8 protein-coding genes and 1 tRNA gene are annotated in these 11,125 nt (G+C 56.9%); 6 read left to right on the top strand and 3 right to left on the bottom strand.

Annotated elements, in window-relative coordinates; translation table 11 throughout:
* Window positions 1-84: 84 nt before the first annotated feature.
* A complete protein-coding gene (locus tag QZZ60_RS07795) occupies window positions 85-792 on the bottom strand; it encodes a Bax inhibitor-1/YccA family protein (RefSeq protein ID WP_295640181.1) in 708 nt (235 codons plus the stop codon).
* Between the two features lie 158 nt (window positions 793-950).
* Between QZZ60_RS07795 and QZZ60_RS07800 the strand changes: the two genes are divergently transcribed.
* Window positions 951-1,044, top strand: a tRNA-Sec gene (locus QZZ60_RS07800).
* Between the two features lie 377 nt (window positions 1,045-1,421).
* On the opposite strand, the gene QZZ60_RS07805 is transcribed toward QZZ60_RS07800, so the two are convergent.
* Window positions 1,422-3,398, bottom strand: a complete 1,977-nt coding sequence (locus QZZ60_RS07805; RefSeq protein WP_295640184.1) for a sigma 54-interacting transcriptional regulator — start codon at window positions 3,396-3,398, stop codon at window positions 1,422-1,424.
* A 188-nt stretch (window positions 3,399-3,586) separates the two neighbouring features.
* Here QZZ60_RS07805 and QZZ60_RS07810 point away from each other — a divergent pair, with 188 nt between their 5' ends.
* The 5 genes from QZZ60_RS07810 (at window position 3,587) to QZZ60_RS07830 (ending at window position 10,266) form a co-directional block, all read left to right on the top strand.
* Entirely contained in the window at window positions 3,587-4,432 is an 846-nt protein-coding gene (locus tag QZZ60_RS07810) for an amidohydrolase family protein (RefSeq protein ID WP_295640186.1), read from the top strand.
* 15 nt (window positions 4,433-4,447) lie between these two features.
* Window positions 4,448-6,379: an FAD-dependent oxidoreductase gene (locus tag QZZ60_RS07815; RefSeq protein WP_295640189.1), complete on the top strand. Its 1,932-nt coding sequence runs from the start codon at window positions 4,448-4,450 to the stop codon at window positions 6,377-6,379.
* A 10-nt stretch (window positions 6,380-6,389) separates the two neighbouring features.
* Window positions 6,390-8,309: a TRAP transporter permease gene (locus tag QZZ60_RS07820; RefSeq protein ID WP_295640191.1), complete on the top strand. Its 1,920-nt coding sequence runs from the start codon at window positions 6,390-6,392 to the stop codon at window positions 8,307-8,309.
* Window positions 8,310-8,333: 24 nt separating this feature from the next.
* Complete coding sequence (locus QZZ60_RS07825; RefSeq protein WP_295640194.1) at window positions 8,334-9,332, top strand: TAXI family TRAP transporter solute-binding subunit; 999 nt, start codon at window positions 8,334-8,336, stop codon at window positions 9,330-9,332.
* Window positions 9,333-9,405: 73 nt separating this feature from the next.
* The gene (locus QZZ60_RS07830; RefSeq protein WP_295640197.1) at window positions 9,406-10,266 is read left to right on the top strand and encodes an amidohydrolase family protein; all 861 of its coding nucleotides are present in this window, start codon (window positions 9,406-9,408) and stop codon (window positions 10,264-10,266) included.
* Between the two features lie 297 nt (window positions 10,267-10,563).
* Here the strand turns inward: QZZ60_RS07830 and QZZ60_RS07835 are convergent.
* Window positions 10,564-11,125: queuosine precursor transporter (locus QZZ60_RS07835; RefSeq protein ID WP_295640200.1), on the bottom strand; the 562-nt coding region annotated here is incomplete at its 5' end.

Consider the following 11,125-nt stretch of genomic DNA (forward strand, 5'->3'; position numbering starts at 1 on the left):
GCCCCGCAATGACATGACGGCCGGTGCGGAACCGGCCGGGGAAAAGAGCAGGAAGGCCGCGACTTGTCGCGGCCTTCCGATCTTTTAGTTGTTGCGGTTGCCGAGAAGCCGCAGCAGCATGAGGAACATGTTGATGAAGTCGAGGTACAGCGTGAGCGCGCCGAGCAGCGCGCCGCGACGCATGGCAAGACTGTCGTCCACGGGAGCGCCTTCGCCCATCATGCGGAGCTTCTGGGTATCGTAGGCGGTGAGGCCGGTGAAGATGATGACGCCGAGCACGCTGATGGTGAGGTCGACGGCGGTGTTGCCGATGAAGGCGTTGACGAGGCTGGCGAGCAGGATGCCCCACAGACCCATGATCATGAAGCTGCCCATGCCGGAAAGGTCACGCTTGGTGACCATGCCGAACACGCTCATGCCGCCGAACATGCCTGCGGTGACGATGAACGCCTGGGCCACGGAAGCTCCGGTGTACACAAGAAGCACCGGTCCGAGGAATACGCCCATGAGCGCGGAGTACAGCAGGAACAGCCCCGTGGCCGTTCCAGACGAAAGCACGTGCATTCTGGCGGTGATGAACATGGAAAGACCGATGACGGCCACCATGAGCAGAACCATCATGATGGTGTTGGTGAAAAGAAACTGCATGATGGCCATGTTGGACGCCGTGAACACGGCGGCGAGGGCGGTCACGCCGAGGGCGGCCGTCATCCAGAGATAGACCTGCTGCATGTAGACGGCAACGCTGGAGCGTCCGTAGCTCTGCACCTGGTCACGAGAAGCGTTATTCATGAAGGTTTCCTCCCGAAGGGGTAAATGGCAAGGTTTGCCGCAACAATTCTGCGGATTCATAATGACGATAAGGCTTCTTTCGGTATAATGCAAGGAGGCCGGGCGGAAGAAAATGGCAAAGCTTGACGGCGGAGCCGCTTTTTTCTATTTTCGCGGGCGGAGGCGTCTCGTAACCGGTGTTGCGCCTGGTCTTCAAAACCAGTGTCAGGCTGAGAGGTCTGAGGTAGGTTCGACTCCTATACGCTTCCGCCAGCAATACTGCCATAAAGCCCCATAAGGCCGTTAAGGCCTTGTGGGGCTTTCTTTTATCTTCCTTTTATTTTCATAACCTTCCATGATGTCGCTATGCATGGCACTAAAAAGTGTCATTTTTAGTGCCATATTCCTATTTTTTAGTGTCGATAGCGAAAAAATGGCACTACGGGGGAAGCCCTGGCTCTGACTGATACGGCATTGAGGGAACCGGCTCTTCGGCCGGATCAGGAAAACTTCGCCGGATTCTTCAGAGAGCGGGCGAAGTTTTTTGACGGACCTTCACGGATGTGCGTTTTTCCCGTTCGTTTCGTCCATCGTGACGAGGTGCGGAAAAAAAGGGCGTCCCTTGAAGCATGATCTTCGTGTTCTGAGCCTCATGCCTGCTTTTCTTTACGGCGTGCTGTTCGCCGCACTTCGGCCAGGTCTATGCCGAGGCTTTTCATCTTGCTGTATACGTAGGGACGCGACAGACCCAGTGCTTCCGCCGTTTTCCGTACGTTTCCGCCGTTTTCAAGAAGCAGCTTCCGCACATGCCGGGCTTCCGTCGAATGACGATGCCCTTCGAGTGTGACATCGTCGTCGATATGCATGAGCGTGCCGCCTCCCGAGACAAGGACTTCGGGCATGTCCGCCATGCCGATGAGTTGTCCTTTGGCAAGATGCACCATTCTTTCCATGACGTTTTCCATCTCGCGAACGTTGCCGGGCCAGCGGTAGCGTTCCATGGCGGAAAGGACTCTCTTGTCGAGGGCTGCGACGTCCTTGTTCAGCTTTCTGTCGAGCGTCTTCAGAAAGTGTTCCGCAAGAAGTGGAATGTCTCCCTCCCGTTCGCGCAGGGGAGGAATCATGATGGGGTAGACGTTGAGACGGTAGAAAAGATCCTCTCTGAACGTTCCCTCCTTCATCATCTGTTCCAGATTTCTGTTGGTCGCAGCAATGACGCGCACGTCGACCTTGCGGCTTACGGAGCCTCCTACGCGTGTGACTTCTCCGTTCTGAAGCAGTCGCAGCAGCGCTACCTGAGCATCCAGCGGCATTTCTCCGATTTCGTCGAGAAAAATGGTTCCGCCTGAAGCGAGTTCGAATTTGCCGGGCTTGCCGCTTTTGCTCGCACCGGTAAAGGCTCCGTATTCATAGCCGAACAGTTCGCTTTCCAGAAGATCCCGCGGAATGGCACCGCAGTTGACGGTGATGAACGGGCCGGAGGAGTGTTCTCCGGCGTTGTGTATGGACTGGGCGAAGAGCTCCTTGCCCGTGCCGGATTCGCCGAGAAGGAGCACCGTGGATGAACGCGGCGCCACGGCCTGAGCTTCGGCGATGGCTTTCCGCAGCTTCAGGGAGCGGCCGATGATGTCGCCGAAGGTGTATGTCGCCCGGTTGCCCGTCATGCGGACGGCCAGTTTGCGGACTTTCTGGGCTTCCTTGAAGACGAAGATCATGTCGTCGGTGTCGGCGACGGGAAGAACGGAATAGAGACAGGCTCCGCCGTGCGTCCGAAATTCGAAGCGGCCCTCCCTGTCCCGTATGGGCACGACGGTCTCAAGAAGTTCCCGGAACAGGGAAAGAGAGCTTTCTCCAATCAGATCTTTGATGTTCGTGCCGGTCTCCGGGGCCTGGAGTCCCATGATGTGGGAGGCGATACGGTTCATCATGCGGATGATGCCGTTTCTGGCAAGGACCAGGATGCCTTCGTCGAGAAGTTCTATGATGCTTTCCTGTCTGCTCAGAAGAGAACGAAGACGCATCTGCTCCGAGATGGCATAGGCCGCAGCCTTGACCATGCCGAAGGTATGCGCGTGGTAGTGTTCTCTGTGCTGACCGACGTTGAGCACCGCGATGATGTTCTGCTCTTCGTCGAAGATGGGGGCGGCGGAACAGCTCCAGTCTTCTCCGAGACGGCGGTAATGCTCCGCTCCTATGATCTCGACGGGACGTCTTTCCGCAAGACAGGTGCCTATGCCGTTCGTTCCTATGATGTTTTCACTGCTCAGCATGCCGGGAGCGATGTAGGGCATGAGAGCAATGTCTCCTTCCGGAATGAAGGCGGCGATGGTGATGCCCTCTGCATTGGCAAGCGCCATGTTCGAGGCAAAGGGCCGTATGCCAGAGAACATGTGGTTCAGCACTTCCGTGGCGCACTGAATGAGCGGCTGATTGTGCTCCTGAATATGCCGGAGAAGTCCCGGGTCAAGAGTGAGGGACTCGGTGTTTTCCATAGAGATGCCGTAGGCTGCGGATCGTTCCCACGAGCGGAGAATGAAGTCTCTCACGATGCCGGGATCGGGCCGTTCCCCCCTGATCAGGCGTTTCTTCTGCTCGAGCAGCTTTTGATGAAGCTCACTTTTCTTCATGCGGACATCCTGTAATTTTTATATGACATGTTATATATTACATGTCATATAAAAATTACACATACGCGGTCAATATTAAAAAATATCAAATAATATTAATATATTATATGTTATACTTCTTTGGCATGTCTTTTGCATAATAATTCACAGGTTACCTGTTACAGCCTGTTACCCGAGGAGATAACATCATGATCATCGATTTCCGTACCCGTCCTCCCTACAAAAGCGAAATGAACACCGTCATTTTTCAGGATTCTCCTGCCTGTGCGCCGGAAGACATGTCCATTTTCGATATCGGCAAGGATCCCATTCCGTCCAAGCAGCAGAAATCCATGGATCTCTTCATGCAGGAACTCGATGAGACCGAAACGGAACAGGCCGTCATCATGGGACGCAAGGCCGACGACAACGGCGAAGTCGACAACGACGAAACCTATGAGCTCATGCAGAAGTATCCCGGCCGATTCATCGGCTTTGCGGGCATCAATCCGCTTCACGCCGGTCAGGTGGAGGAAATCGAGCGCTGTGCTGCGCTGGGCTTCCGCGGCATCGGTCTCGACGTGGCATGGCTGCGCAAGCAGCTCATGATCGACGACAAGATCATTGACCCCATATACGAAACCTGCCAGCGGCTCGGCATGATTGCATCCATCACCTGCAGCTTCATGCTCGGCGACGACTTCAGCTTCAGTCAGCCCGATCTCATCTGGCATGTGGCCGCCAAGTATCCCAAGCTCAAGATCGTCGTTCCTCATGCCTGCTGGCCGCATGTGAACTATGCGCTCGCCATGGCCATCCGCTGCCCCAACGTCTATCTCATGCCCGACTGCTATGTCTACATTCCCGGCTTCCCCATGAGTGAAGAGTACGTGAACGCGGCCAACGGCTATCTGAAATATCGCATGCTCTATTGTTCCACGTATCCCGTCCGCAGTCTGAAGCAGGCCAAGGAAGGCTGGATGAGCCGCAACTTTACCAGCGATGCGCTGGAACACACCATGTATCTGAACGCAAAGCGACTTCTTTCCCTGTAAACGACGGAGCGTTTCATGACTCCCTTCATCGAGCTGTTTACCCCTGTGAGCATTCGAGGAATGACCGTAAAAAACCGCGTGGTCATGCCTTCCATGCTTACGCACATGGCCTCCGTCAACGGAGAAGTCACCGACAGACTTGCGGCGTACTATGCGGAAAGAGCAAAGGGCGGCGCGGGACTGATCTTTCCTGAAGCGACCGCTGTGGACGATTCCGGTCTGTCCTATTTTCGTGGACTCAGCATTGCCCATGACCGGTATGTTCCGGGGCTTAAAAAGCTGGCAAGGGCCATTCACGAACACGGCAGTCGGGCAGGTATACAGCTCGGCCACGGCGGTCGATACGCTCAGCCGGAATTTTCGCGCTCCGCGCGGAGACTCGTGTCCTATCTTCCGGGGATATCCCCGGAAGAGGACGCCCGGGTCATGGACAAGGAAGAGATAGAACGTCTTGCCGGCTGTTTTGTTCAGGCGGCGGAGCGCGCGGCACAGGCCGGTTTCGACATGGTGGAAATTCATGGCGCTCACGGGTACCTCATAGGTTCCTTCCTTTCTCCCTTCACCAACAGGCGTACGGATGAATGGGGAGGAAGCTTTGAAAACCGCATGCGCTTTGCCGAAGTCGTCATCCGGGGCATACGCCGCAGGCTCGGGCCGGACTTCCCGCTGTCTTTCCGGCTGAGTTCCGACGAGTTTCTGCCCGGCGGCATCACCGTGGATCTGGCCGCAAAGATCGCCGCGTACGTCGTGCACTGCGGTGTCGATCTGGTGCACGTCAGTGCCGGCATGATAGACACCAACCGCTTTACGGGGCCGCCTCCCGTTCTGCCCATGGGCTGGAACGCCGACAATGCGGCCGTCATCAGAAAGGCGCTCGAGGGCACGAACGCGCTTGTCACCGTGGCGGGGCGCATACACGACGGCGACACGGCGGAGCGCATTTTGAGAGAAGGCAAGGCGGATCTTGTCTCCATAGGTCGGGCTCTGATTGCTGACCCGTGGCTGCCGCACAAGCTGGAAACCGGTCAGCTCAAGAAAATTACGCCATGTCTGAGCTGCAATGAGGGCTGCGTTGGCAGCATCGGCAAAAACAGACCGCTGAGCTGCGCCGTCAATCCCCGCGTGGGCTTTGAGCAGCGTCCTGCCAGACATGTGGAAAACGCAAGGAAGGTGGTCATCGTCGGAGCAGGAGTGGCAGGTATGGAAGCCGCCCTCACGGCCGCAAGACTTGGTCATGCCATCACCCTGCTTGAAAAGGACAGCAGGCTCGGAGGACTGGTCAACATTGCCGCGCTTCCTCCGCACAAGGATATTTTTCTTCGGCTCATCGATCATATGTCCCACGAGCTTGTGGAAAACGGTGTGAAGCTGGTGCTCGGGAACGCCGTTTCCGCCGCAGATCTGAAGGCCATGGCCCCTGATGTGATCATTGTGGCCACCGGAAGCCGTCCCGTGATTCCGGGATTCTTGAAGAACTCTTCCGCCATGACGGCCGCCGACGTTCTTTCGGGATGTCCGACCGGACAGAAGACGCTCGTTCTCGGAGGAGGGCTTGTCGGTGCGGAAACGGCGGAATTTCTGGCCGCGCAGGGCAAGGAGGTCGCCGTTCTTGAAATGAGGGACGAGATCGCGCCGGACATGCAGGGGAGGGCCAGAGCGTTTCTCATGGAGGAGCTTTCCGCACGTCATGTGAAGCTCATGACGGGACTTGAAGTCAGAAGCGTCGACGGGAACGGCGTGGTCATCGTGAAGGACCGCTACGGCAACGAATACCCGCTTCCCCGTTACGATACGCTGGTTGCGGCCATGGGATATCGTTCGGAACAGTCCCTGTGCGCAGAACTCACCAGGGAAGGCATGCGGTTTGTCGCCATAGGAGACTGCGTGAAGGCGGACAAGATCATGGCCGCCGTACATCAGGGATATCATGCCGCAAAGGCCATTTAACGGAGTGCCTATGAAAATTACGAGAAAGACGTTCCGACCCGTGATTCTTGCGTTGGCAGTGGCCCTGTGCGCTTTTCAGCTCTCCACTTCCCTGGGGCTGCTTCTGATCGATCCCATGATGGTGCGGGCTGGTCATGTGGGACTCATCTTCGCGCTCATCTTTCTCTGGCGTCCACCTCTGGACCGCTACAGGAAAAATCCCGAGGAGGAACCCCGGTTCTGGCTGGCACTGGATGTCGTGCTTGTTGCGGCAAGTTCCCTGAGCGCACTCTACATCATACGGGATCTGACCTTCATTCAGGACATGATGCCCGGCATCGACGACCTCACCACGGAACAGATGGTCTGCGGAACCATCATGGTTCTCTGCATTCTTGAAGCCACAAGGCGTACCGCCGGACTTTCGCTCGTCATCGTCACGCTGGTAGCGCTGGCTTATGCCGTGTTCGGCCATATGCTTCCCGCGTCCTTCGGGCATCTCTACCTCGAGCCACAGCGCATCATCGAATCTCTTTACATCATGCCGGACGGCATATGGGGCGTGAGCATCGGCGCGAGCGCCACCATTATCTATCTGTTCGTGCTTTTCGGTTCTCTTCTGGACAAAAGCGGCATGTCCAGCGTGTTTCTCGAGCTGGCCTGCCTGTGTACCAAAAACGCCAAGGGCGGTCCGGCAAAGGCGTCCATCTTCGGTTCGGCGCTGTTCGGAAGCGTGTCCGGCAGCGCAGCGGCCAACGTCTATGCCACGGGCATATTCACCATCCCCCTCATGAAAAGGGTGGGCTATTCGGCTCCCTTTGCCGGAGCCGTCGAAGCCGTGGCCTCCTCCGGAGGACTTATCATGCCGCCGGTCATGGGCAGCATAGCCTTCGTCATGGCCGAGTACACCAACATTTCCTACACGGGCATATGCAAGGCCGCTCTGTTTCCCGCCATTTTGTACTATCTCGGCCTGTTCGCCATGATTCACTTTGAAGCCATGCGCTGCGACATCGGCGGAACGCCCAAGGAACTCGTCCCCGACAAGGCCAGACTGCTGAAGCGTCTGTACTATCTTGCGCCCCTGGTCATTCTGGTCGTGCTCATGGTGTCGGGCATGAGCGTCAACTTTTCCGCCATCGCGGCGTGTCTGTCCATCCTCGTGCTTTCCGTCTTTCATGCCGAAACGCGCTTTACCGTGAAGAAGTTCCTGAACGCCATGGAAGATGCCGCCTCCAACATGCTCATGATCGCCGCATGCTGCGCCTGCGTCGGCATCATCATCGGAGTCGTGGGCATGACCGGCTTCGGTTTCGGCTTCGTGAGCATGATGGAAGGTCTGGCCCACGTCAGCATACTGCTTTTCCTTTTCGTGCTTACCATCACCTGCCTTATTTTCGGCATGGGCGTTCCCGCGCTTCCCGCCTATCTGCTGGTGGCCACCTTCGGCGCACCTACGCTGGTCAATGCCGGTGTTCCCCTCATTGCGGCGCACATGTTCGTCATGTACTTCGCCATTGTGTCCGGCATCACGCCTCCGGTCTGTCTGGTCGCCTACGCCGGAGCTTCCATAGCCGAAGCCAACCCCATGAAGACGGGCTTTACGGCGTTCCGGCTCGGCATTGCCGCCTATCTTGTGCCCTACTTCTTCATTTTTGAACCGGCCCTTCTGCTTATCGGGTCATGGGATACCGTGCTGCCCGCCATCTGCACGGCCATTGTGGGCACCGTGTGCATTGCCTCCGGTATGCAGGGGTTCATGCTCATCACCTCGACCAGGCTGGAAAGGCTGCTGTTCTTCGGCGGCGGCATATGCCTGATCTATCCCGGCATCATCACGGACATCCTGGGACTCGGCTCCGTATGTCTCGGCGTTGCGCTTCAGCTCGTCCGCAGAAAGAAGCCTCCCGTCCCTGACCAGACCCCCGAAATCGAAACTTCCCGATCCTGAACTTTCAACGTAAGGAGGCCTTTCATGTTTGCCCGATTCATGCGCACCTTCTGCATGGGAGCCATAGCGCTTTCACTGACCCTTTCCGGTACGGCCATGGCCGAAGACAAGTCACCCGTAACCTTCCGCGCCATCGGCGGTTCCGTCATGGGCGGAACCTGGAACGTGGCCTTTACGGGGCTCGGCAACCTTCTCAAGAAGAATTATCCCGGCAGCAACGTGAATGTGCTTCTCGGGGCCGCGCTCAGCAACCCCCTCAAGCTGGAAGTCAACGGCGGCGACGTGACGTGTACGCAGTCCTTCAACATCGTCAACGGTCTCAAGGGAAAGCCTCCCTTCAAGAAGCCCCTTACGCAGATTGCTTCCATCGCCAACATCAACGATGTTACGGTCATCCACATCTACGCTTCCAAATCGCTGGAAGCCGACTCTCTGGAAGAAGTCATAGCCAAGAAGATTCCCCTGCGTCTTGATCCCGGAGCCAAGGGCACGCTGCACTTTGTGCTCGGCGAAATGCTGCTGAAGGCCATGGGAGCTTCCTATGACGACATACGAAAGTGGGGCGGCAAGGTCATGCCCGTTTCGTCCGCCGACAGAGTGGGCATGATGCAGGACGGCACCATAAACGCGTGCTTCATGCTCGGATCGCTCAATCAGGCACATCTGCAGGAAATGGTCACCTCCGCCGGCATCAAGTGGCTCAGCGTCAATCCCGAAACGTTGAAGAAGGTGGCCGCGGAAGCCGGCATACAGACGGCCATCATTCCCGGTTCGCTCTACAACGGCGCCGTGGGACGGGACATCCTCGCGCTTGCCGATACCGTACACATGATATGCCGCAAGGATATGCCTGAAGAGAGCGTCTACAAGATCACCAAGATGCTCTGCGAAAACTACGAATATATGCATCAGATTCAGTCGGCGTGGGACAGTCTGAAGCCTGAAACCATGCCCAAGGGACTTGTGGCCCCCCTGCATCCCGGCGCGGAACGCTATTACCGGGAAGCCGGACTGATAAAGTAACGGAGACGGACTGGTTTTCGGACCCCGGTCTCGGCGGGGGTCCTCCATCTTTCACACCTCGAAGGAGTTTTTCATGATCATCGACTTTCGCATTCGTCCCCCCTTCAAAGGATTCATGAATCTCGGCATCATCAAGGCATGGCGCAACATCCCTACGGATCCCAGAGCCATGCGCCCCACGGGCTTCGAGCGTCGTCACGTGCCTTCCGTAGCGGAGGCGGACATTGATCTCATGGTCAAGGAAATGGATGAGGCGGGCATCACCTACGGCGTCATCATGGGCCGCGAAACCAAGAATCCCGTATACGGCGGCGTGCCCAACGAGGATATTTACGAGCTCACCCAGCGTTTCCCCGGACGCTTCTTCGGCTTCGGCGGCGTATGCCCTCATGATCCGCATGCCCTGGAAGAGGTTGAACGCTGCATCAAGCAGTACGGTTTCAAGGGCATCTCTCTTGATCCGGGCTGGTGCGACCCCGCCATTTATGCGTATGATGAAAAGATCCTGCCCATTCTGGATCTGTGCCAGCAGCTCGACACGGTCGTCGGCATTGCCATGAGCGCCTATACCGGTCCTGATCTCACCTTCTGCGATCCCAGCCGCCTCATGCCCGTGCTCAAGCAGTTCCCCAAGCTGCCCTTCGTTCTCAGTCACGGCTGCTGGCCGCACGTTCAGGAAGTCATGGGCGTGGCCGCCGTTTGCCCCAATCTTTACATCATCCCTGACTGCTATTTCTATGTCCGCAACATGCCGTTTGCGGAACAGTACGTGAAGGCTGCGAATTCCTTCATGAAGTATCGCACGCTATTTGGTACCGGCTACCCCATCCGCGGCTTCGAACAGTGCGTGGAAAACTGGCATGAAAGAGGGCTCACGCATGAGTCCCTGCAGCTTACTCTCTATGACAACGCCGCCTATCTGCTGAAGCTCTAAAACGTCTTTTGCAGGAACGCGTCTTCCTTTTTGGACTCCGACGGACGAATACGTCCGCCGGAGTCCTCGGCGTTTTCGTGGGGAACAGGAGTCGCGGCGTTTGCGGAGTCCGACATCCCGGACAGGGGACATGTCGCTTTTTGAAAGAAGAATCCGCAGAGGGACAGGTGGTCGCAGGAGTTTTCGTTGCTCCCGGAGAGCGTCATGTTCCGGCATGCGTTCGGTGGCCGGGCTGGATCCTTTGACGGAAAGAGCGGGCTCGATCCGAAAGATTTATGCATCAGGAAAGCAACGTTTTTAAATTTCTTTTATTTTCAATATATTGTATGAAACGTTCGTGTCGTAGGCATCAATTCCTTCAAGCGTTTTAAGCCTTGCGACCACTCGTATGGTCAGGGGCAGGACAAGGATTTCATAGGCCGTTTTGGCGAATATCTGCACGGCCATCATGTGCAGAAGTTCCTGCACGGGCACGAGACCTCCGAAGGCCAGAGGGAAGAAGATGAAGGAGTCCGCGCTTTCTCCGACAAGAGTGGAGAGAACGGCGCGCAGGGAGAAGTGTTTCCCACGGCTGGCGATTTTCATTCTGCTCATGACGTAGGCGTTCAGAAAGGAGCCGAGCAGAAAGGCCGCGAGGCTCGCTGCGGCGATGCGAGGAGCCAGGCCGAAGACGAAGCGGAAGGCGGCGTCGCCTTCCCAGAAGGGGGCGGAGGGCAGGGCCACGGCCAGCTGAAAAAGCGCCACCATGAAGAAATTTGTGGCAAAGCCGATCCAGATGATGAGTCGCGCTCTGCCGAAGCCCCAGACCTCGGCGATGCAGTCGTTGATGATGTAGGAAACGGGAAAAACCAGAAAACCG

The sequence above is a fragment of the uncultured Mailhella sp. genome, from assembly GCF_905187505.1.
Classification (GTDB): domain Bacteria; phylum Desulfobacterota; class Desulfovibrionia; order Desulfovibrionales; family Desulfovibrionaceae; genus Mailhella.

What these genes read in the sequence shown, in the direction of transcription:
- QZZ60_RS07795 (WP_295640181.1), bottom strand. Translation starts at nt 792, where the DNA reads ATGAATAACGCTTCTCGTGACCAGGTGCAGAGCTACGGACGCTCCAGC.
- QZZ60_RS07805 (WP_295640184.1), bottom strand. Translation starts at nt 3,398, where the DNA reads ATGAAGAAAAGTGAGCTTCATCAAAAGCTGCTCGAGCAGAAGAAACGC.
- QZZ60_RS07810 (WP_295640186.1), top strand. Translation starts at nt 3,587, where the DNA reads ATGATCATCGATTTCCGTACCCGTCCTCCCTACAAAAGCGAAATGAAC.
- QZZ60_RS07815 (WP_295640189.1), top strand. Translation starts at nt 4,448, where the DNA reads ATGACTCCCTTCATCGAGCTGTTTACCCCTGTGAGCATTCGAGGAATG.
- QZZ60_RS07820 (WP_295640191.1), top strand. Translation starts at nt 6,390, where the DNA reads ATGAAAATTACGAGAAAGACGTTCCGACCCGTGATTCTTGCGTTGGCA.
- QZZ60_RS07825 (WP_295640194.1), top strand. Translation starts at nt 8,334, where the DNA reads ATGTTTGCCCGATTCATGCGCACCTTCTGCATGGGAGCCATAGCGCTT.
- QZZ60_RS07830 (WP_295640197.1), top strand. Translation starts at nt 9,406, where the DNA reads ATGATCATCGACTTTCGCATTCGTCCCCCCTTCAAAGGATTCATGAAT.